This is a genomic window from Mogibacterium sp. CM50 (genome assembly GCF_000293155.1).
Classification (GTDB): Bacteria; Bacillota; Clostridia; order Peptostreptococcales; family Anaerovoracaceae; genus Mogibacterium; species Mogibacterium timidum.
Map to the genome: position 1 here is coordinate 1 of NZ_ALNL01000031.1, position 22,832 is coordinate 22,832.

Sequence of the window (22,832 nt, forward strand, 5' to 3'; positions counted from 1 at the left end):
CGAAAATACCTGTAAAGACAGGCTATATCGGCATATAAGAACTTTTGAAAAGATAGTTAAAAATCATATTAGAGTTTAGTATAAAAATAAATCTATATCAATTATATTCCCCTACATCTTCTGCAACCAACGGCAGAGTTTTCTCGGCATGATTTATATATGAATAAACATTTCTATCTTCCTCAAAGTTATAATTATCAGCCCAAAGTTCGCACTGTGTCATAACAGTCTGAACGGCGTCATCCATTCCTTCAGGCGGATATTTATGTTTTTTCAAGAGTTTTTTGATCAGCATGCGCATTTTAGCTCTTGCTGACTCACGCTTCTGCCAATCAATCGACTTGTTCTTACGTAGAGTATCTGCTAATTCTTTTGTTATTGCAATCAGCTCTTCATTTTCATAAAAATCCTTGATTGCCTGTGGTTTTGTTAAGGCATCGTAGAAAGCAAGCTCATCAGCAGTTAATCCTAATTTTTCCCCCTCATGATGTGCTGCTGCAATCTGTTTTGCCAACTTTAACATTTCTTCTATAACTTCTTCATTGGTAAGCATACCGTTAAGATAAGCATTGAGCGAACGCTGCATAATCTCGCTGAACTTTTCAGATTTTACAATATTTGTTCTGCGATAAACAGAAACCTGTTCTGCAATCAATTTTTTCAATAGTTCAACTGCAAGATTCTTCTCTTTCATATTTGCAACTTCTTGAAGAAATTTGGGGTCAAACAAAGAAAACTCCTCTTTGATATCTGAGAACAAATTTGTTACCCCATCACTTTTAATACTCTGTTTCAAAAGTTCATTTATTCTTGCATTCATTTCCGGCAAGGAAATCTTTTTATCAACACCAGTATTAGTAAGTCTTAGAACAAGAACTCGAACAGCTTCAAAGAATGCTGCTTCAAATCTACTATCTTCATCAACTAAAGATGAACAAAGAGAAAGAGCCTGATGAAGCATAAGAGCTTCTTTTACGAAGGAATCCTTATCATCACCTTTTTCTCTGCCCATAATGAAGTTGACAGCACCGCTGATAGTCTTTGCTCTTTCAAGGTCTGTGCCGTTTTGGAACTTGGAATAATCATATCCGTGGAATTTGTCACGGCAAACAGACAGTTTTTCCAAGAACTTCGGATAAGCAACCTTAGCAACATCTGTATCGCCGTAGTTCTTCTTATCACGGGAGGTATAATCATTCATTGCCTGCTTTAAGGCGGTGGCAATACCTACATAGTCAACGACAAGTCCGCCTTCCTTATCTCTGAATACACGATTTACACGGGCGATTGCCTGCATAAGATTGTGTCCGGACATAGGCTTGTAAACATACATCGTGGCAAGAGACGGCACATCAAATCCGGTTAGCCACATATCAACAACAATCGCAATCTTCATAGGACTATCGTTATCTTTGAATTTCTTTGCAAGCTCATTCTTATGGTGTTTATTACCAATAACCTGTCTCCATTCTTCTGGATCATAGTTGCCGGAGGTCATAACAACACCTACTTTCTCAGTCCAATCCGGACGAAGTTCTAATATTCGCTTGTAAATCTTCATGGCAATAGGACGAGAATATGCAACAATCATCGCCTTACCTGTAAGCAAATTCTCTCTATTATTCTCATAGTGGTCAAGAATATCACAAACCAAAGAATTAATAGTGTTATCATTCCCAAGCACTGCTTCCATCTGACCAAGCTCTCTCTTGCTCTTTTCAATAACTTCCTCATCAGCATTAAGAGCCATCAAATCATATTCAGCATCAATTAATTTCAAGGTAGTTTCATCAAGATTGAGCTTAATTACACGGCTCTCATAATAAACCGGACGTGTTGCACCATCTTCAACCGCTTGCGTCATATCGTAGATGTCAATATAATCACCAAATACTTCACGAGTACTGCGATCTTTTGATGAAATAGGTGTTCCTGTAAATCCGATATATGTAGCGTTTGGAAGCGTATTACGAATAATTCTTGCTGTACCAATAACACGCTTTGCAACATCTTTCCCTTTTTCATTCTTTGTAATTTTAATTTTCTCGGCGAGTCCATATTGACCTCTATGTGCTTCATCAGCCATAACTATAATATTATGGCGTTCAGACAAAGGCTCGTTAGATTCCTCGAATTTCTGCATAGTAGTAAATATTATGCCATTTGCCTGTCTGCCGGCCAGCAAAGTTTTTAGATTTTCTCTACTTTCTGCTTGTAATGGTTCTTGTCTTAAAAAATCCTTACACTTTGCAAACTGACTATAAAGCTGATCATCAAGATCATTTCTGTCGGTGAGAACAACAATGGTTGGACTATCTAATGCTTCCTGCAATAAATGAGCATAGAACACCATCGAAAGCGATTTACCACTTCCTTGTGTATGCCAAAAAACACCGCCTTTACCGTCGGTAATAGTAGCGTGCTTTGTAGATTCAATCGCTTTTCTTACCGCAAAATATTGGTGGTATCCGGTAAGAATTTTAAATGTGTTAATCCCCTCATTAGAAAAGCAAATAAAGTTCTTGATAATATCAAGTAGTCTTCCTTTTTGAAACATTCCCTCAAAGAAAGTGTCAAACTGAGCATACTGTGTATTTTCGTAATTCCCATCCTTTGTTTTCCACTCCATAAAGCGGTCTTCTCCGGAAGTGATCGTCCCAGCTTTGGATATCAGCTGATCGCTCATGGCGCAGATAGCATTATATACGAACATAGACGGAATTTCCTGCATATAATTACGGAGCTGTCTATACGCTTCTGATGTATCCGTCTCTTCACGAGAAGGAGACTTCAGCTCAATCAATACAACAGGCAATCCGTTCAAAAAGAGAACTACATCCGGACGTTTGTTGCTGTTCTCAATGAAAGTCCATTGATTAGCAACGATAAAGGAGTTGTTGTCGGGATTTTTGTAGTCAACAAGATAGACGATAGAGGAACGCTCCTCACCGTTAACCAAATATCTTATAGGAATACCGTTTTGCAGATAGTCCATAAAGACTGTGTTTTTCTGCACAAGCTCTCCGTTTTCAAAGTTTTTGAGTTTATATAGTGCTTCCTGAATTGCATCATCCGATACTCCTCTATTCAAATGATATAGAGATTCAACCAAAACATCTTCATATAATGGACTGTAGAAATCCCTTTCTATATCGGGACCGTATGCGTACTCGTATCCTAAATCGTTCTGAAATAATTCAATTATTGAGTTTTCATAATCTGCTTCTATGAAAAAATTCGCCACTATTTTTCACTCCTCTCCGATACTTCACTTGCTATCTTTATAATTTTATCACTGATGTACTCAGATTCATTCTTTGCATGTTCTTTATCGAATCCATTTTCCAGTAAGACTCTTTGAATCTCCACTTTAAATCTACTTATTACAGACTCTTTTCTATTCCAATCAATTATTGAAACCCATTCTTCCACAAATCCCCATATTTTTTGTATATCGAAATGATATTTTTCACTTAAATCTATAATGACAGCACCTTTGAAACTCTCATCTTTTATTATATTATCACTTATTTCAATATCTGTTTTTATTATTTTTTGCTTTATATCATTAAAGTCAAATTTTATAAATTCTGATGAAGCCTTTGATTTAGCATTCTTTTTCTTTTTTATATAACTCAATTGATGCTCCAATTCAGGAAATAAAGTTGCCTCATTTATATTATAAGTATCTAATTCCTCTAATATTGTCTTCTTTTTCTCCCCAGGAATATAGAAAAACTTTCTATCAAATTCCTCTCGCAAATCTTTATATCCCTTTTCTATACTGGACTCACTGATGGACTCGGTATAAACAAAATTAAAGCATCCTGCCAATAAAAACATTCCGCATTGCCTTGATAATCTTTCATTGTTGTATGGCGGGATAACAATATAATTATTCTGAATAATGTTTATAAATTCTTCAAACTGTTCTTTTGATTTCCATCTTTCTTCTAACTCTTTTGAAATAGCTTGCCGTTCTGTAAGTTTTCTCAAGATAGATTCAAGAGTATTATCATTTGATAAATCTATCTGAGATAAAGAGGATATAATTTTTATATTTATTTCATTTGTAGATACAGAGTATTTTCTATTAAAAAATATTACACCGTTCGCTTCTTGTATTTTAACGTCTTCTTCATCTTCAATTCCCTTATAATAGACATCACCATATTCTTCACAAGCAAAGTATAGAGCCACTAACGGATTCGTAGTTAAACCTAACAATCTTGTGCACATTCCATAATGTTGGTATTTTGTCATAATTTCAAAATCATTATTTATAGAAATAAATTCATAAGGGCTTTTAATAGAGGAACTTGCATTAATGTATGTTCTACACTTAAAAAATCACCTCTAAAAATGCTTGGAATAACATCCCAGAAATCAGTTTTTTGCCCTCTGAAAAATACTTCCTCATTGCTCCCATACAAATCATCTTTTATCTTATTTACTTCATCAATAAAAGAACTTACAGAAGTTATCTCTATCCCATAATTTTCCATTTCATCTTTATTAAATATTATTTCTTTCATATTTACGACTCCTTCTGTAATATAAACAATAATTTAGCGTCTTAAAGGTCGATGTCGGAGACATCAAGCTCGCCAGACATGAGTTTTGGTAAAAGGGTTTCTCTTAATGAGGCAAGTTTCTTATTTTCTATTCGATTTGAGATAATCAAGTCATAAATTGGCTGAAGTAAGGCTCCGATTCGGCTATAGTCTGATTCGTTAGGTATGAAAACCTCTGCTTTTCCAAGTTCATCACGTTTGATGTGTCCCATTGTTGTTGCTTTGTCAGCAGCAAAAGATATAAAGCGGTCAAGATAGTGTTTTGTCCACGCATAATAAAACCACTTGTCATACTTGCTTGATGTTACCTTGAACAAATGTTGGTTCAAACCACAAATACCGCCACACCAAAAATCGACTAACAGACTACCTGACCAAGAAAAAATAACATCGCCATCATGAATGATGTATTCACTTTTGATGTTCGGAGAACACAATTCACTGTTATTATCACAAAAGCCTTGACGAAGTTCCCTGATTTTAAGAACCGAAATTCCGATTTCGTCACCTGTTGGGCGATATTTTTGCATAGCAAGACCGTTTAGATAGTCTGCAATATCTATCAAATTGGCTTGCTTCCAATTATCAGGTAGCGTTTTAAGAGATAGAAACTCATTTATAAATATTGCCTGAGCTTGCTGCTCTAAATTATTGTTTATCGCATTATTTTTATCAATTTTTTTATCAATACTTGATAAAATGTCCGCTATTTTAATTTGCTCATCAAGTTCGGGCAAAATGATTGGAAGTTTCCTTTGAGCAGTAATACCTAAATAAGCACGTGTACTCCCTGACCCCGCCCAAGTATTAAAGAGAATTTGAAAATTTGGTGAATCAAAATAATACTTTAAAAATCTATTATCTATCCCTTTCTTAACTCTATAATAAGTTATTTGTGGAGTTAATATAATTGTATCAAAATCATTCGGTACAATCGCAGTTCTACCTATAGTTGCTTTATGTGATAAAAGAACATCGCCTGGTTTTGCAAATCCTTTTCTTAATGTTCCAGCTTGCTTTTCTGAAATGAAAACGCAATTTTTCAAGTCCACATGACCATTTGACATATCATTAACCATAATAAATGGGACTCCCGTTAGAACATAATCAGAAGCTTTGGGATGAATGCTGCCATGATTTCCATCCATAGGTGCTTCTAACATATCCAAATCAATAAGTTGTTCAACAGTATATTTCTTCCACGCCGTCATAATTTTCCTCTCTATCCAATATATTTTCGATGAGCAATCTTAACATTGCTCTGCTTGACCATTGCGTACTGCAAGGTCGTATCTATTTTCCTATGCCCTAAGAGCTGTTGTAGTTGCTCAATAGGCATTCCTTTATCTATTGCCATAGTTGCAAGGGTACGCCTGAATTTATGCGGGTGTACCTTGTGCAGTCCTAATTGTTTTCCAAATTCTCTAAGTCTTGTTTCTATACCGCCGATTTTCAATCTTTCATGCGGCGCTTTCAGCGATACAAATAGTGCTGGGTTATCGTCGGCTCTGCGGTTTAAGTAGTTTTGCAAATGTATCTTAGTCCTTGCGTCAAAATATACCACTCGTTCCTTATTTCCTTTACCGAACACGATACATTCTCGCTCGTTAAAGTCAATATCAGTTCTGTTGAGCAACACCATTTCGCCGACACGCATACCCGTTGAAGCCAGCATATCAATCATTGCCAAATCTCTCGGTTCGGTACAGTTATCTCTCATAAGCTCCAACGCTTCATCGGAATAAGTTTCTTTAATGTTAGTGCCGGTTTTGACCTTGTGTATTCGCCTGACAGGGCTTTTTAGTATATAGTCCTCGTCCTCAAGCCACGAAAAGAAGCTTGAAAGAATACGGCGAATATTGTCAATCGTAACCTTGCTTGATTTTTTCTTTTCCTGATACTCGGTCATGTATCGCCTTATGTCGTCGGTTTCAATATGCTTTACGCTTTTGCTGACAGTCGCGATCACCATTTCTATAGTTGCCTTGTAGTATTTAAGAGATTTCTCTGAACAGCCCTCAATTCGCTTTGCCGATAGGAACAGCTCTACATAGTTCTGTTCCGAGTTATTCTCTTGTTTCTTGTTTTCTGTTACATCATAATTTGCAAATGTATATTGCAAAACTTCTTGTAACTTCTCATTTTGTGCGTTGTTCAAGTATGGTAGCATTCCTCGAACAACATCTTTGATTAAATTTTGTTTCACAGTCAATTCTCCTTTTTATTCTTAGAGAACGACTATGGGGCGGAAGTTCCCCGATATTAACTTCCGCCACCCACGGAAGTTATGGGTATATTATATGCTAAACAATAATTTAGAGCAGCAAGCTCAGGCAATTTATCAGCAAATGTTCATTGATAATGCAAGCTCAGATTGGACAGAAGGTACATTGAGCGATATAGCCGATATTACAATGGGACAGTCCCCAAGTGGAAGCAGCTATAACGAAGACAGTAATGGTACAATTTTCTTCCAAGGTCGAGCTGAATTTGGGTTCAGATTTCAAACTGTTCGCCTTTATACAAGTGAGCCGAAGCGAATGGCTTGTGCTAATGACACTTTAATGAGCGTTCGAGCGCCTGTCGGCGACCTAAATGTGGCTCATACCGATTGTTGTATCGGTCGAGGACTTGCCGCTATTCATTCAAAGAATAATCATCAATCTTTCGTGCTATACACAATGTTTTCTCTCAAAAAGCAGTTGGATGTTTTTAATGGAGAGGGTACTGTGTTTGGCTCAATTAACAGAAATTCGCTGAACGAAATACCTCTCCTTATACCATCAAGTGAAAAGCTTGATGAATTTGAGGAATTAGTTGCTCCAATGGATGCCGCTATTCGCAATAATTACGATGAAATCTGTCGCTTAGAGCAACTTCGTGATTCGTTATTGCCGAAGCTTATGTCCGGTGAACTTGATGTCTCTGACATCGACCTTTAAGCCGCTAAATTATTGTTTATCGCATTATTTAACGCTATTTTGTCATCAAGAGTTCTTAGTATACTTCCAATTTTCCTTTGCTCTTCGATATGAGGCAACTCTATATCCAAATCAGCAACTACATCAGTTTGTACTCTTTGACGACCCGATGACCCCACCATAGATTTAATTGCTGGATTACGAACCAATGGGCTACAAATCAAATAATACAGAAAATCAGCATCACTAACACCTTCAATAGCACGAAAAACAATATATTCAGTTGAGCCAAAACCAACTTCGTCATCATCCAAAACAGAAACCTTTGAAATTTTCCCATTCTCCAAACAAGGTGTTATTCTTGCCATTATCGTGTCATCATTTCTAAATTTGGCTCCACCTTTATACTCTTCCAAAATGAATTCCGGAATATCCCTATAAAATGGTTGCAATTTATCCATTGGTACTTTTTTGGCCATGATACCTTTACCAATACTTTCTTTAGGATTGATATGAGCAATTTCGGATAGCTTTTTTATACACCAATTACACTTCATACCCAATCGCCCCCAGTTTCTTTCTAATTTCCTCTTCCAGTTCATGAGATTTCTCAAACATACCCGAAAGCTCTGAGGTCAGTCTTGTCATCTTTTCCTCAAAAGGCTCGCCGTCATCTTCTTGCTCTTCGATACCTACATATCGACCGGGAGTTAAGATATAGTCCTGTTTTGCTATATCTTCTATTGACGCTATGGCAGAAAATCCTTTTTTCTCTTTCAATTTTCCATTTTGAAAATCTTCAAAGGTTTTCGCTAATAAGTCAATATCTCCAAGGCTTCCGTCTTGTTGTATACCTTCCGTAAAATCTCTATGCTTTCTATCAACCATATATCCCATTTTTCTGGCATCAATAAATAAAGTCTTTCCTTTCTGTTTTTTATTTTTTGTAATGAACCACAAAGTCACTGGAATAGTAACGCTATAAAACAGCTGTGTCGGTAAAGCTACAATACCTTCAACGAGATCATCTTCTATAATCTTTTTCCTTATTTCTCCTTCTCCGGAAGATTGGGATGATAACGCTCCATTAGCAAGTACTAAGCCTATTTTTCCATTAGGTGCTAAGTGATGAATCATATGTTGTATCCACGCATAGTTTGCATTTCCCGATGGTGGAGTTCCATATTTCCATCTAACATCATCTTTTAATTTATCTGCACCCCAATTAGAAAGATTAAACGGTGGATTTGCCATAATGAAATCCGATTTTAATGTTTTATGGATGTCATTAAAAAATATATCTGCGTGATAAGAACCGAAATTGGCATCAATTCCTCTTATTGCCATATTCATTTTCGCCATCTTCCATGTATCTGCATTAGATTCCTGTCCATAAACAGAAATATTCCCTCGATTATCGCTATGAGCCTGTACAAACTTTTCACTCTGTACGAACATGCCACCACTGCCGCAACAAGGATCATACACTCGGCAATTATTGAACGGTTTCAATATGGCAACAATTGTTTTTACAATACTTGAAGGCGTGTAGAATTCTCCCCCCTTTGTACCTTCATAGGCAGCAAACTGAGCAATACAGTATTCATATGTCCTCCCCAACAAATCTTTGCTTGCCTCTGTTCCATCCATTTTTACTTCGTTAGTAAATAGGTCAACGACTTCCCCTAAAACTCTTTTATCCAAATCAGGGCTTGCATAGTTCTTAGGCAAAACATTCTTTAAGCTCGTATTTTTTTTTTCAATTGCTCTCATGGCGTCATCAATTACTGTGCCAATTTCAGGTGTGTGTGCAGCGGAAGAAATCTTGCTCCAACGAGCTTCTTCCGGTACAAAGAAAATGTTTTCTTCTGCATATGCATCCCTATCGTTTTCAAAACCATCGCCTTCTTTTAAAAGTTCCTCATAGCGTTTTTCAAAGGCACTGGATATATAGCGAAGAAAAATAAGTCCAACAATTACTTTTCTATATTCAGCAGCAGGAATATGTCCCCAAAGAACACAAGCTGCATCCCAAATTTGTTTTTCAAAACCTATATTTGCATTGTTTTTTTCAGCCATTATTTATTCACCATCCTCTTCAAATTCCATAATATCATCTAATGTACAATCCAAAGCCTTGCAAATCTTCCCCAAAACTTCAACCGTTACATTATCGTTCTTATTAAGTTTGTTGATAGTATATGTACTAACTCCAGCTATGTGAGCTAACTCTTTCTTTTTCATGTCCCTATCCAATAAAATATGCCATAGCTTTTTATAATTAGCTTTCATTAAATTTCCTCACTTTCTATGAGTCCCCAAATCTAATTAGAGACATTGTACCATATTTACACATTTAATTATAGCGTTCTCTCTATTTTAATTTTATATTCTCCCATTTTTTATATTTTAGCAACACAAAAGCATAAGAAGTCGATGCAGGCCTAAGACCACACCGACCACAAAATTATCTTTCAGCTTCTTCCAATATTTTTTTCTTTTCCTTAGAAAATTCTCTTTCTTCACTCCGATGTTTCCTAATTGCACCAATAACCGATTCCTTTTTCTCCTCTGTTTTATCTCTGCCAAGATAGTCATTCATATTAACTTTAAGATGTTCCAATTCTTCATACTGTACTTGTATGATTAATTCGAAGCTAAATCATACTCTCCTTTCCAATTTTACTGTTTGTGTCATAATACATTCAGATACTGTGGACTTTTTATTTTTGTCCTGTAGCCTTGACTACTTTTTAGGAGTGTATTGCCATCTCATTATCTGAATTGTTTATTAGCTGGATGTCGCCGGAGCTTTGCTCCCGAGTACTTATCTCAATCAAGTTTACGAGGATAATCGTAAGGTGGACCTGACAGTATCAAATCTCTACGAAAGGAGGCGCTTTCAATGATCTATTTTGGCATTGATATCGCCAAACTCAATCACTTTGCCTCTGCCATCGATTCAGATGGCGTGGTACTCATCGAGCCGTTTGAATTCTTGAATGACAATGATGGCTTCTACATGCTGCTTTCAAAACTCAATTCTTTTGATAAAGACAGCATCATCATCGGTCTTGAATCGACTGCTCATTATGGCAACAACCTGGTTTCTTTCCTTGTCTCCAAGGATTTCAATGTCTGCGTGCTTAACCCCATACAGACATCCTCTCTGCGTAAAAACAGAATCCGTAAAACCAAGACTGACAAGGTTGATACTCTGGTAATTGCTAAAGCCATTGCTTTGATGGAAAACCCTCGGTTTGTTACGCTATACGATATTGCTCTCATGCAGCTTAAGAACCTTGGCAGATTTCGCCTTGAGTTAGTTAAGCAACGCGCACGCACCAAAATTCAGCTTACATCCTATATGGATCAGACGTTTCCTGAGCTACAGTATTTCTTCAAGTCCGGGCTCCATCAAAAGGCTGTATACGCTATCCTAAAAGAGGCACCTTCTGCTTCTCAGATTGCTTCCATGCATCTGACTCATCTCAAGAACCTTCTTGTGTCTAATTCCCATGGACATTTCAAGAAGGAAGTGGCCTTAGAATTAAGAGTTCTCGCACAGAAGTCTGTCGGACATTCCGACAAATCCCTATCCATTCAGATTACTCAATCTATCGCTCAAATTGAGCTTCTGGATAGCCAAATCAATACGGTTGACGATGAAATTAAAGACATCGTTGAGTCAATAGACTCAGTCATCTTGACTATACCCGGCATCGGTCCAATCAATGGCGGAATGATACTGGGTGAAATCGGTGACATCAACCGTTTTTCAAAGCCTCGCAAACTGCTTGCATTTGCAGGTTTGGACCCATCCGTTTACCAGTCCGGAAACTTTTCTGCTTCGAAAACCCGGATGTCAAAACGTGGTTCCGGTGCGCTCAGATATGCGCTCATAAATGCTGCCCACAACCTTGTAAAGAACAACGCAACTTTTAAGGAGTATTATGATTCGAAAAGAGCTGAGGGGCGCGGTCATTACAATGCCCTTGGGCATTGTGCAGGCAAGCTTGTTCGTGTCATATACAAGATGCTCACGGACCATGTGGAATTTAATTTAGATTAGATTCCACTCCCATATTTTTTCGAGGCTTCTATGCGGAGGTCTTTTTAGGTTGCGCTTTTTACCTGAATAAATTATTCTAATTTCCTCTGAAATTTACCTTGACTTTTCATAGCTGGTCTGCTAATGAATTGTGTTTCTTGATTATCTCCTCTTGTTTAGCTTGTAATTCTTTAGAATGCTCGTTTAATTTCTTGAAAAGATTTTTAGTTGATTTTGTCTTTAACTCTCCTGCTACAATATGTATATAACATCTATGCCCTTCATTCAATTTACTCCTAAAAATTCAAATTTATTGTTCAATTTCCACAAACTTCAAAATTTCTTATTAGATAGTAAGTATCCTTGAATCTAAGGCTCCAAGTTTTTTTATTTCTTGTGATTTCATTATAAATATCTTCCAGTGTAGAAGCCGGTGATAGTGTTCCTAAAATATAATCTTCCAATTCAACTTGCCCTATTTTTTCTATTTTATCTAATAGAACTCCCAAATCTTTATGATTGAACCAACAATCTGTACTAAGGCAGTATGATGTGTTCTGTTTAGTACACGCAATTTGACTGTTTAGGAAATCATCAATATTGGGTTTCTCTTTTTGTAATAAACGAGTGCAAGCTAAATTGTATTCTAACTTTCTCGGTCTTTCATCTACTGATGAAACGAAACAAACTCCATATTCATTATCAAACTTTATTACAAGAATATCTCCCTTATTAAAATACGGCACTCGTTTTAACTTTCCTTTTGGAACTTTAACAGGTTTGAGATTTTTGCTCTGTAATTGTACAGCTAATTTATCTAGAACCTTTTGTCTTTGTTTCAATGCTTTACTGTCGATTTCAAGCCAAAATTCGTTAGCTCCTTTTGCAATTATTTCTAAGGCTTTGTCTTTTATCTCATCAGGTAAATGTCCTATTTCCCATAAAGAATAGGCAAAAGAAGTCCAATAAATCTCTGCATAAAAATCATCGGTACAATAATTTTTTTCATCTGCCAACATATCCGCTATAATTTTGTCGACACTTACTCCGTCTTTATAGTTTTCTACAACACAGTTGTAAATATCATATCCATCATCACTATCTATAATTTTTACACCGTCTATCGCCATGAGAAACCTCCTATCCGTTCATCTCGTCATACTCCATTTCGTTGGTTTCCAAGCTAACCACTATTGCTAATAAATGCCCCCAAATAATCTGGTGAGGTAGTCAAATCAATACAAAAATCATTTTCGGAAAATATACGGAATTCACAAAATGCTTTTTATTAAGGTTCCCTCTGCAATGATATTTTGTAAGATTGTTCAATCAGGTAATTCATATCTTCCTTTTTTAGCAATCATCTTTTAGTATCAAAACAGTATCATTTAGAGAATTTTACTGCTGCAAAATCGCTGAATCCCTGTATTCCCAAGCATTTTATGACAGTAATATATTTGCTTCTGTCATTCCCACTCAATAAAAAGAAGCGGCACGATGTAGCACGATGTAGCGCCTTCTCGTTTTTCATTCTGACTTTTGCTCTCTTGCGTACTTTTCTACCAATGTATCCAGATTCAGTTTGTAGAACTTGTTCCTATCCTCGATTTCTGTAACCAGCAGATTGTTCTCATCAATCTCGTGTAATCGCTTCTGCAATGTCGGTCTTGACACATTTAGGTTTTCTATCAATGACTTTGTCGAAATCCCTATTTCAGAAAATAATGATGCTTGCAGCAGAAAGTAATATAAATCCGTATATTTACCTTCTTGACCATTTGGCAAGTTACCGAGAAATCCCTTCTTAAGGACATTCAATCTTTCGCTCTTTTCAGTTAACCCTGCCTTGAGGTTTATAGCCGACTCTTTTATAAAATCGAGGTACGTAAAGATAAACGGAGTGATATCTCCTCTATTGATCTCATCATTTACAATCTTAAAGCTCTTGTAATACTTGTTTATATTTTCCTTAATTGTATATGACAAGCGGTAACCCATAATTGGTTCAAGTGCATTTGCGAGATAATAACTACTTATATACCTATTCAGTAGACCATTGCCAGCATAAAACGGGTGAATGTATCCAAATAAATAGTGAAATATCGCTATCCTGAATAGCGGCTCAATTTGCGCATCATTCAATATGTCGGTTGCTACATCCATGATGCTTACTATCTTACTTTCGGGATATAATCCACGATGAATAACCTTCTTCGTCGGATCAACTACTTCCACACGTCCTTTTCTGAATATCTCGCCATCAGGTGCATTATCCGAGTCCTCTTCGACAACCTCAGAGAGGAACATGTCGTCATATAGCGCCCGGATATCGCGGCTATTCTCTACAGATAGATCCCTTGAAGTCAATGTGGTATATTTTTTAACCAGTCCATAGAATCGCCTACCACCCTTTCCTTTCAGGTCATTGAGGATTTCACCAATTTCCTTTCTTGTGCTATGAATCCCCTCTATGTCATTTGTAATAACGATTTCATCAATCAGGCACTTCTTTATGTACTGCTCCAGCGCAATTCCCGGCAGTGTATTCACAAGCTCTGAAATCTCTTTGTCGAGTCTTGTTATGTCTACGACCCTTTTAAAAAGTTCGGGTGTTTCCATAAAAAACGCAGGATTATTCTCAATTTTAAAGTTTAGATGAACACATTCGTTTGACTGGAACCTTTCCCTATAGAATTCTTCGTATTTTTCATACCGGTCATAATACAGACTCTTGAGCAATACATATTCCTTGCTTTTCAAAAAACCCCCTCCTTTTTTCCTATTAATATCAATATTAGACCATATTGTTAAAAAAACAAGCATTATTTTAAATATTATCTGTATTTTTGCATTGTATTTAAAAAATCAAGCAAGTTTTTAATATCATCACATTTTCCGCAGCACATTTAAAAAACTATACAGTTTTTTAAATATAGATCGGCTTTTCCATCTCACATTTAAAAACACACAAGTTTTTAAATTTCTCCCGCAGACCCTGCGGCACATCAAAAATTCGCTATTTTAAATCCCGCGAAGACCCTCTCACTACAAAAGCCTTGCCCAATTTCCAATTGAACAAGGCTTCCCCTTCACATTTTTGTTGATATTCGGCATTAACCGAGTCATGTGACAGCTATACGGTGGCTCACCGCACAGCCTGATATTGCTATTCGGCAAGCATCCTACTCGCGTATCATCACCGTGCGATAATCCGGATCCATATACTCGTACCCGAAAGTTCTAAATATGTGCTCGTACTTCTTGTGAGTCATAGCGAGTACACGGCTATCATTTGGAGCTACCGTCAGCAGATAGTCGTCAATTTCCTTATATAGCTGCATATCTATTCCGCTGTCCTCGAACTCGGGTGCAATCATCACATCCGTAATCAAGAAATACATAGCACCGTCACCCGAGACTCTGCCGAACGCTGTAAGCTCGCCATCAATATAGAGCCCGACCATAAACAGGCCATCCCTGAGCGCCTTGATAATCGTCTTGGGATTGCGCTTTCGTGCTCCACATCTATTCATGAGCTTGATGAGCTCTGTCGGGAGCGTCCTGTTGATGCGAACTTCGGATTTGATCATAATATCTATTTCTCAGTTGCTCCTTTAGCAGCCGCTCTAACCTCAGCTGCCTTCTTAGCGATTGCTTCTCTTGCTTCTTCAATCTCAGGCGAAAGCTCTCCGTCTTCCTCATCAGCTTCCTGAGCTTCTTCGTGCACCTCAGCTGATTCGACAGCTTCAGCTTCTGCTTCTTCCGCTTCGGATTCTACAGAATCAGACGAAGCCTCAGTCTCCTCGGCTGTCTCATCACTGTCCATGGCATCAGATGAATCCTCTTCAACCTGAGCTCCCGCTGTCTTAATTCCTTTCTCTGCCTTAGCTGCTTCGATTAGCGCCAGCTCCTCCGCACTCATGTAATTATCGGGATTGAGCTTTCTCACCTCAGTCAGAACTACCGATACCGTAAACAGCAGAACTGCGAACACGATATAAGACAAGCTCTGGTTCAGAATGTAGGAAAGCGCATCTCCGAAATGCTGACCTATTGTCGATCCGTAAGTTTTAAAATAGTTTCTCAAATATGAAATCGAATTGAAAATAGCGTAGAGCGCATATACTGACACAATTCCGGTGCACACATACAATCCAATAGTAACCTTCGATCTCTTAAGCTTCTTGTTGTTCATAACGTAAACCTTTCCTTAATCTAATTAATATCGTTCTCAATAGTGCAATTGAAATATTAGCATATTCGTCCATGTATGCAAATGAAATCCACGTGGTTGTTATGTGAACGCAGCCACGCATTTTAGCCTAACAAATGCCCCAATCCACAGGGTCAATCCCCTGGCGCACGAGAAATTCATTTGCACGAGAGAAGTATTTCCCTCCAAAAAAACCTCTGTATGCTGAGAGAGGACTCGGATGCATGCCGGCTATCACGAGATGCTGTTTGTTCGTTATCAGCGGCAGCTTAGACTTGGCGTTGGACCCCCAGAGAATAAAGACAAGAGGCATCTTGCGCTCGTTGAGCTTCTCTATCACCGCATCTGTCAGCTGCTCCCAGCCTCTGCCGCGGTGCGAATTCGCCTCATGCTCCCTGACGGTCAGCGCTGTATTGAGCAGCAACACGCCCGACTTTGCCCAGGGAATCAGACAGCCGTTGTCATATGGTGGCGGTTCAATGCCGAGATCCGACCGGATCTCCTTAAAAATATTTACCAGCGAAGGCGGCTGCTTGATACCCTTTTGAACCGAAAAGGCCATACCATGCGCCTGTCCCGCCTCGTGGTATGGATCCTGCCCGAGCAGCAGAACCTTAACATCATCATATGGAGTGTATTTAAAAGCCGTAAAAATCTCATCCCTGGGAGGAAACACTGTGCACGAAGCATATTCCGCATCGAGGAACTGCTCGAGCTCCTTATAATACGGTTTTTCCATCTCACGTGCCAGCACCTGATCCCAGTCATTACCAATTATCATATCCGAACCTCATAATCAACCTTTTCCGACAAAATTCTTCCCATTGCATTTCGCAAGTCACATTGTTAATTATCATTCATTATTCATCGGACTCGCCAACACCATTATGCCAAATCCGTTATAGAGCTTAGACTTGCCTCCAAATTGCAAAATCACATCAAGTCATTATATAGCATGAAGTGCATAGATTCGTTTATTTATTTCTTTCTTGCATGCTTAGCCGGGTGCAGCCTCTCCTGCCCGGCATCATATATCCTGTACACCAGGTATGCCATGAGTGATCCGATGACAGCTCCACACAGCACATCACTTGGATAGTGCACTCCTACGTACAGCCGAGACAACACCATCAGAACGGCGAGCAAAAGAGCGGGGATGCCGTATTTCTTAGGGAAATACAGGTAAATGCTCATCGCTACTGCGAACGAGCTCGCGGAATGCCCTGACGGGAACGATGCATCATCCTGTTTCTCTATCAGAAGACGCACCTTGTCGAAGGTCTCATACGGTCTCGTTCTGTCAACCAGATTCTTGATCAAAAGGTTGTTGAGCAGATATGTGAGACCCAGCGCCACCAGCGCTAGCAATCCGTATTTCCTGGTTTTCTTAAACAGCATCAGTATCAACGCGATAACAATCCACATCGCGCCGGTGTTGCCCATGTGGGTAAATACTCTGACTACCGGCGTCAGAGCGTCATGGATCACAAGGTGCTGGAACTTGATCAGCAGTGATCCGTCGATATTTTGAATAGCTTCAAGCATATATCCCCCCTGTGCCGCTATACGAGGTCATACGAGCCCTTATCTCTGTCTATATAAATCTTGTGCAGTCTCATGCCGAAATCGCACAGTATCTCATAATTAATCGTGCCGATCTTATCAGCCAGCTCCTCTGCAGGAATCTCGTCATCGCCCGAGCGTCCCATGATTACCACCTCATCTCCGGCCCTAACCTCCGGCACATCGGTAACATCTATCATACACTGATCCATGCAAATACTTCCCACGACCGGCACACGATGTCCGTTCACCAGCACTTCCGCCTTCCCTGTGAGTGTTCTGGCATAGCCGTCTGCATATCCAATTGAAATGGTAGCAATCTTGCTCTCACGCTCTGTGATAAACCTGCGCCCATAGCTTATTGCCGTGCCGGCCGGAACAGTCTTAAGGTGAACGATATAGGCTTTTACAGACATTACGGGCTCTAGATCGAGTCTGGACTTATCTACCTCATCGGACGGATAGCACCCGTACATGATGATCCCCGGTCTTACCGCATCGAAATGGGTCCTCGGATAGTCCATGATGGCCGCGCTGTTAGCGATACTCAACATAGGAAGACTGATGCCGCAGCCCGCAAGCTCCTCGTAGAAATCGTTGAACAACGACAGCTGCTTGTCGGTATATGAAGAATCGGCTTCATCGGATGTTGAGAAATGCGATATCATACCGATGATACGGATACCGTCGAGCTCATCCATCTCCTCTATTTCAGTCTTTGCAAGCTCCTTTTCAAACGGTGTTTCTATCCTGTAGCCGATGCGCCCCATACCTGAATCTATAGCTACCAGGCAGTCGATAACGTCATTTGTCTCTCCGGCGATATTGGCTATCGCCCCGGCTCTCTCCAACCCTCCAACCACTATGGTCAGCCTTTGTTCGATTACAATATCCACGCACTCCTGTGGTACAAAGCCGAGGATAATAATAGTCTCGTTAAATCCGGCCTCGCGTAGAGTCAGGGCTTCTTCGACTGTAGCAACCGCAAAGCGCGATACCCCATTTGAACGGAGAACCTTGGCACAGCGAACGCTGCCGTGTCCGTAGGCATCAGCCTTGACTATTCCGATGATTTCAGCGCTTCCTATAGCCTCTTTGATTGCCTTGATGTTGTGATCGAGCGCCGAAAGGTCTATCTCCACCCACGTCTGGCGCATTGATTCCTTATACATGCGATACCTCTTCAATTACGGAATTCCTGACAGCAGCTCTGTCAGGAATTGTTACCTATCTGCAGGTTATTTAACTTTTAAAAATCCGCTTTGCAAATCGTCTGCAAAGTTTAATTCGATTTATTATGATTGTCTCCGGCAGCTAGCGGATGATTAGCTCATCGCGGGCCGGGCCGTTTGATACCATCGATACGTGAACATCTATTTCCTGTTCAATTCTCTCGATGTACGCCTTGCATTCAGACGGAAGTTCATCGTAGCTTTTGATGCCTCTGATATCTGTCTTCCATCCCGGAAGCGTCTCATATACCGGTTTGGCCTTCTCGAGCAGCGGTGTGTTAGGGAAATCCTTAATCACCTTGCCGTCAATCTCGTATCCAACGCATATCTTGAGCTCGTCCAGATATCCAAGCACGTCAACTACTGTAACTGCAACCTCTGTAGCCCCCTGCATCATGCAGCCGTATCTGGTCGCAACAGCATCGAACCAGCCGACTCTACGAGGTCTGCCGGTCGTTACGCCGAATTCGCCACCGTCGCCGCCGCGTTTACGCAGCTCGTCAGCCTCGTCCCCGAATAGTTCGCTGACAAACGCGCCTGCACCTACTGCCGAAGAATATGCCTTTACAACCGTAATGATTCGCTCAATAGCATAAGGTGGGAGTCCGGCACCGGTAGCGCCAAAGCCTGCGAGCGTAGAAGACGATGTGACCATAGGATAGATACCGTGGTCTGTGTCCTTAAGTGCTCCGAGCTGTCCCTCCAGCAGGATATGCTTGCCGGCGCGGAGGGCGTCGTTTAACACCTGCGAAGTGTGCGCAACGTATGGCTTTAGCAGCTCCGCATATTCCAGCAGCTCTGCGTAAATATCTTCTGCCTTGATCTGCGGCTTGTGATACAGGTTCTCGAGCAGCACATTTTTGATACTGCAGACATTCCTGATTCTCTCCATCAAGAGGTCCTTATCCGAATAGAGATCTGCAACCTGAAAACCAATCTTCGCATACTTATCCGAAAAGCAAGGCGCTATGCCCGCCTTGGTCGAACCGAAGGAATGGCCGGCGAGCCTCTCCTCTTCGTAAGCGTCCAGCGCCATGTGATATGACATAACCAGCTGAGCTCTGTCCGAAATGATAATCTTGCCATGCGGAACACCTGCATCTTCAATGGATCCGAGCTCCTCAATGAATTTCCTGACGTTTACTGCCACTCCGTTGCCCAGAACACTGACAGCGTCCTTGTTAAAAATGCCGGATGGCATGAGGTGGAGTCCGAACTTTCCAAACTCGTTCTTGATGGTGTGTCCGGCGTTGCTGCCGCCCTGAAACCTAACGATATAATCGGATTCCTGTGCGAGTACGTCTGTGATTTTACCCTTGCCTTCATCACCCCAATTGGCACCTACAACTGCTGTGATCATAAAAACCTCCTTACGCATTGCGCCTTAGCGCCTCTGCCTTGACTTTATGACCCCGTCAAGCCCCGCGCAGGACCGACCTTCTGTAAAGCCAGCTAATAAAACTCTACCCTATTGATACAAAATGTTTATTAAATATAGATTAAAAATCCTTTAAACATATTCAATCTTACTTGTGTTGCGCCAGATGCCCATCTTTTCAGCTTCCCGGATCAGCGCTTCTCTAAAATCAGGATGCGCCACGCTGATTAAACTTTCGGCTCTCTGCCATGTCGACTTACCCTTAAGATTGACTGCACCATACTCCGTCACTACGTAGTGTGTCGCTGTACGCGGGGTGGTGATAATCGATCCGCGTGGAAGTATCGGATGAATAAGTGATACCATCTCTCCATCCGGCTTCACTCTGGTCGAATGTGTGCACATGAAGCTCTTGCCGTTCCTTGAAAGGAAGGCTCCGAGCACGAAATCAAGCTGACCGCCTGTACCTGTAAGCTGTCTGAAGCCTGCGCTCTCCGAGCACACCTGCCCATAGAGGTCGACTCCGACGCAGCTGTTAATCGATATGAAGTTGTCTATCTGCGATATGGTGTGCACGCTGTTGACGTAATCAACCGGGGCGGCACAGCAGATGGGGTTATCATCTATGAAATCATACAGCTCCTTGCTGCCAACCGCTGCCGTGTACACGGTCAACCCCTTGTCCAGCTCCTTGTTATTGGTCAGCTTGCCCGCATAATACAGGTTCATGAAGGAGTCAACAATGACCTCGCTGTGACCACCGAGATCACGGATGTCGGACTCAGCCAGCAGAGCGCCGATTGCATTTGGCACTGCTCCGATACCGAGCTGCAGCGTGCTCTCGTTTCTGATTCGCTCCACAATTGACTCCGCAATCCTCCTATCCTCAGGGCTCGCAGGCGCTGCCTTGAACTCAGCGAGCTCCGGGCTATCGCCCTCGATGATGTAGTTTACATCGGAGATATTGATATGCGACTCGTAGCCGAGTGCTATCGGCATCTTCTCGTTGACCTCAACGATGACAATCTTGGAATTCCTGATGATTCCGAGCAGATCGGCGTTGGTTGGCCCAAAGTTGAAGTTGCCATATCTGTCCATCGGAGCCACCTGGATGCAGCAGATGTCAAATCCGTTGTTCTCCTGGCCCCAATATAGCGGTTCTTCGTTGAATAGGATCGGCACGTACCAGCAGTTCCCCGCGCTTGCCATCTTGCGATCCATGCCGGTATAATGCGACGAGTAAAATCTCACTGTGTTGACGTCCCTTGTTGCCTTAAAGGTCTCAAGTAAGTTGTTCCTCACTGCAACCTCTGTCTGTATCTCTAATCCACGAAGGAGGGTGTCTGTCTTGAGGCGGTTCCCGAGCGCTCTATCCATATAGATGGAGCTGCCGGTTCCCACGCCAAAGTGCAGCCTGTATTTGCTCTTGACCAGGCTCGCTGCGAATTCCGCGTCGATGAGCTTGGTCTTATACTCGCTCTGCACCTGACTGATATCATACATAGTCTTTCCTCCATCTTCATAAATTCGTCACTAACTGCCACCCCCTTTTTGTGGCGATAGGACAAAAACATTCTAGCGCATTTATGGCTGAATTTCAAGTATTCCGGCGCGTACGGGGGCCTCCTTCTAGGGGCGTTATGAGATTCCATACTTGTCTTATCCTATCTGTTCTCTATCTGTTCTTAACTTCTCTTATCTTTAAATTAATTTACAGATTTTTGTCGAGCTCTCATTTATCTCTGTCTTAAATATCTTGGATATAAATGCATTTAAAAATATATCTCTCACCGGCTTCAGTCCGGCTTCGTCAGATAACCGAGCTTACTATTTACAGCAAATCAAAAAGGCGATCAAATCTACTTCGATCGCCTTTTCGTCTGCTGTTCTTGTGCCGTTCTTGTTTGGTCGGTTCAGGATGTCAGATTCCGCTCTGATATTTCAGGTCTTTAATCTGTCACCGCCTGCGGCTAATTCCTTATGCGTCTCCTTGAAACGAGCAGTCCTATAACCGCCGCTGCAGAGATAAGCATCACTGCCAGATACGCGATGAATCTGTTCGTATCTCCTGTCTTAGGTCTCGTAATCTCCTTAGGTGTATGGCTGTTGGTGATGATGATGTTACCATGATCCTTATCATCCACACTCACCGTATAACCCGAAGGACTTCCTTCCTCCTTAACGGTATACTTTATATCCTTTCCCTTAGCCTTCTTAGGAAGCCTGTTCCATGTATAGCTCCAATTGCTTCCTGCCTTAAGCTCAACAGCTTCTCCCTTCTTCTCTCCGTTCGCATAGAGCTGTACTTTGATACGTTCAGGTCTTATTCTATCCTTATCGTTGCTGTCGTTCCATCTCTTGGTTACGGTTACAGAGGTTTCCTCAGGAGTATAGCTATTTTTGATATCATAGCCTTCTATCTCGGTATTGTAGTCATCTACGGTGTTTTCCGTTACAGTGTACTTAATCACCCTTCCGTTTTCATACTTCGGAAGATCGGTAAAGCTGTATTTCCAGTCGGTAGCTGCTGTAGCCTTAACCTCCTTCACCTTCCTGCCGTCAGCCAGAAGATTTACCGTAATTGACTCCGGACGTTTTCCATCTTGATTATCATTATCACTCCATGTCTTCTGTCCTTCCACTTTGGTCTTCTCAGGTACATGCTTGTTAGTGATGATTATATTGCCCTGGCTGTCTTCACCATACGATGTGGTGTAATTATCTACTTCCCCTACTTCTTTTACCGTATACTTTATAGGTATTCCTGCTGCGTTCTTTGGAAGCTTTGCCCATGTATGAGTCCAACTATTTCCTTCGTTGAGCGTTACTTCTTCTCCTACTTTTTTATCATTTCCATACAGCTGCACCTTGATGCTGCTTGGACGCTTTCCATCCTGGTT

General features: G+C 40.8%; 21 protein-coding genes. 2 read left to right on the plus strand and 19 right to left on the minus strand.

The genetic code is table 11. The features are described 5' to 3' along the window. Positions 1-97 precede the first annotated feature (97 nt). The 5 genes from HMPREF1152_RS04650 to xerA are packed head-to-tail and all read right to left on the minus strand — an operon-like array spanning position 98 to position 6,780. Positions 98-3,244, minus strand: a complete 3,147-nt coding sequence (locus tag HMPREF1152_RS04650) for a type I restriction endonuclease subunit R (RefSeq protein WP_009644018.1) — start codon at positions 3,242-3,244, stop codon at positions 98-100. Beyond that, positions 3,244-4,263, minus strand: coding sequence for an FRG domain-containing protein (locus HMPREF1152_RS04655; protein ID WP_083844328.1), 1,020 nt, complete (start codon positions 4,261-4,263; stop codon positions 3,244-3,246). Before HMPREF1152_RS04655 ends, HMPREF1152_RS04650 begins: the two co-directional genes overlap by 1 nt. Before the next feature lie 17 nt (positions 4,264-4,280). Next, a complete protein-coding gene (locus HMPREF1152_RS04660) occupies positions 4,281-4,535 on the minus strand; it encodes a hypothetical protein (protein ID WP_009644021.1) in 255 nt (84 codons plus the stop codon). 41 nt (positions 4,536-4,576) lie between these two features. Continuing rightward, positions 4,577-5,785 carry a restriction endonuclease subunit S gene (locus HMPREF1152_RS08995; RefSeq protein WP_009644033.1) on the minus strand — a complete coding sequence of 403 codons (1,209 nt, stop codon included), beginning with the start codon at positions 5,783-5,785 and terminating at the stop codon, positions 4,577-4,579. An 11-nt stretch (positions 5,786-5,796) separates the two neighbouring features. Then, positions 5,797-6,780 carry a site-specific tyrosine recombinase/integron integrase gene (gene xerA, locus HMPREF1152_RS04670; RefSeq protein ID WP_009644026.1) on the minus strand — a complete coding sequence of 328 codons (984 nt, stop codon included), beginning with the start codon at positions 6,778-6,780 and terminating at the stop codon, positions 5,797-5,799. A 94-nt stretch (positions 6,781-6,874) separates the two neighbouring features. Here xerA and HMPREF1152_RS04675 point away from each other — a divergent pair, with 94 nt between their 5' ends. Beyond that, positions 6,875-7,516, plus strand: coding sequence for a restriction endonuclease subunit S (locus tag HMPREF1152_RS04675; protein WP_242822277.1), 642 nt, complete (start codon positions 6,875-6,877; stop codon positions 7,514-7,516). On the opposite strand, the gene HMPREF1152_RS04680 is transcribed toward HMPREF1152_RS04675, so the two are convergent. The 4 genes from HMPREF1152_RS04680 to HMPREF1152_RS09940 form a co-directional block, all read right to left on the minus strand. Continuing rightward, positions 7,513-8,052, minus strand: a complete 540-nt coding sequence (locus tag HMPREF1152_RS04680; RefSeq protein ID WP_009644016.1) for a restriction endonuclease subunit S — start codon at positions 8,050-8,052, stop codon at positions 7,513-7,515. The genes HMPREF1152_RS04675 and HMPREF1152_RS04680 overlap by 4 nt on opposite strands. After that, a complete protein-coding gene (locus HMPREF1152_RS04685) occupies positions 8,042-9,574 on the minus strand; it encodes a type I restriction-modification system subunit M (protein ID WP_009644022.1) in 1,533 nt (510 codons plus the stop codon). Before HMPREF1152_RS04685 ends, HMPREF1152_RS04680 begins: the two co-directional genes overlap by 11 nt. Positions 9,575-9,577: 3 nt before the next feature. After that, complete coding sequence (locus HMPREF1152_RS04690) at positions 9,578-9,787, minus strand: helix-turn-helix domain-containing protein (RefSeq protein WP_009644028.1); 210 nt, start codon at positions 9,785-9,787, stop codon at positions 9,578-9,580. 175 nt (positions 9,788-9,962) lie between these two features. Next, positions 9,963-10,097 (minus strand): hypothetical protein, encoded by a 135-nt coding sequence (locus HMPREF1152_RS09940; RefSeq protein ID WP_009644031.1) that lies wholly within the window; start codon positions 10,095-10,097, stop codon positions 9,963-9,965. 303 nt (positions 10,098-10,400) lie between these two features. Here HMPREF1152_RS09940 and HMPREF1152_RS04695 point away from each other — a divergent pair, with 303 nt between their 5' ends. After that, positions 10,401-11,567 (plus strand): IS110 family transposase, encoded by a 1,167-nt coding sequence (locus HMPREF1152_RS04695; protein WP_009644019.1) that lies wholly within the window; start codon positions 10,401-10,403, stop codon positions 11,565-11,567. Positions 11,568-11,863: 296 nt separating this feature from the next. Here the strand turns inward: HMPREF1152_RS04695 and HMPREF1152_RS04705 are convergent, their stop codons facing one another. The 10 genes from HMPREF1152_RS04705 to HMPREF1152_RS04750 all read right to left on the minus strand — a co-directional run. After that, positions 11,864-12,676: a hypothetical protein gene (locus HMPREF1152_RS04705; protein WP_009644027.1), complete on the minus strand. Its 813-nt coding sequence runs from the start codon at positions 12,674-12,676 to the stop codon at positions 11,864-11,866. A gap of 397 nt (positions 12,677-13,073) precedes the next feature. Beyond that, positions 13,074-14,306, minus strand: a complete 1,233-nt coding sequence (locus tag HMPREF1152_RS04710; RefSeq protein ID WP_009644013.1) for a Fic family protein — start codon at positions 14,304-14,306, stop codon at positions 13,074-13,076. A 422-nt stretch (positions 14,307-14,728) separates the two neighbouring features. Continuing rightward, positions 14,729-15,136 (minus strand): hypothetical protein, encoded by a 408-nt coding sequence (locus HMPREF1152_RS09005; RefSeq protein ID WP_009644023.1) that lies wholly within the window; start codon positions 15,134-15,136, stop codon positions 14,729-14,731. Between the two features lie 5 nt (positions 15,137-15,141). Beyond that, positions 15,142-15,741 (minus strand): hypothetical protein, encoded by a 600-nt coding sequence (locus HMPREF1152_RS04720; protein ID WP_009644015.1) that lies wholly within the window; start codon positions 15,739-15,741, stop codon positions 15,142-15,144. 127 nt (positions 15,742-15,868) lie between these two features. Then, positions 15,869-16,540 (minus strand): uracil-DNA glycosylase, encoded by a 672-nt coding sequence (locus tag HMPREF1152_RS04725; protein WP_009644029.1) that lies wholly within the window; start codon positions 16,538-16,540, stop codon positions 15,869-15,871. Positions 16,541-16,737: 197 nt separating this feature from the next. Continuing rightward, positions 16,738-17,304, minus strand: a complete 567-nt coding sequence (locus HMPREF1152_RS04730; RefSeq protein ID WP_009644017.1) for a phosphatase PAP2 family protein — start codon at positions 17,302-17,304, stop codon at positions 16,738-16,740. Positions 17,305-17,321: 17 nt separating this feature from the next. Then, positions 17,322-18,494 carry an alanine racemase gene (gene alr, locus HMPREF1152_RS04735; protein ID WP_009644030.1) on the minus strand — a complete coding sequence of 391 codons (1,173 nt, stop codon included), beginning with the start codon at positions 18,492-18,494 and terminating at the stop codon, positions 17,322-17,324. 142 nt (positions 18,495-18,636) lie between these two features. Continuing rightward, complete coding sequence (locus tag HMPREF1152_RS04740; protein WP_009644014.1) at positions 18,637-19,914, minus strand: adenylosuccinate synthase; 1,278 nt, start codon at positions 19,912-19,914, stop codon at positions 18,637-18,639. 150 nt (positions 19,915-20,064) lie between these two features. Beyond that, positions 20,065-21,435 (minus strand): acetyl-CoA hydrolase/transferase family protein, encoded by a 1,371-nt coding sequence (locus tag HMPREF1152_RS04745; RefSeq protein ID WP_009644024.1) that lies wholly within the window; start codon positions 21,433-21,435, stop codon positions 20,065-20,067. A gap of 467 nt (positions 21,436-21,902) precedes the next feature. Then, on the minus strand, positions 21,903-22,832 hold a 930-nt coding region (locus tag HMPREF1152_RS04750; RefSeq protein WP_156791962.1), incomplete at its 5' end, for a Cna B-type domain-containing protein.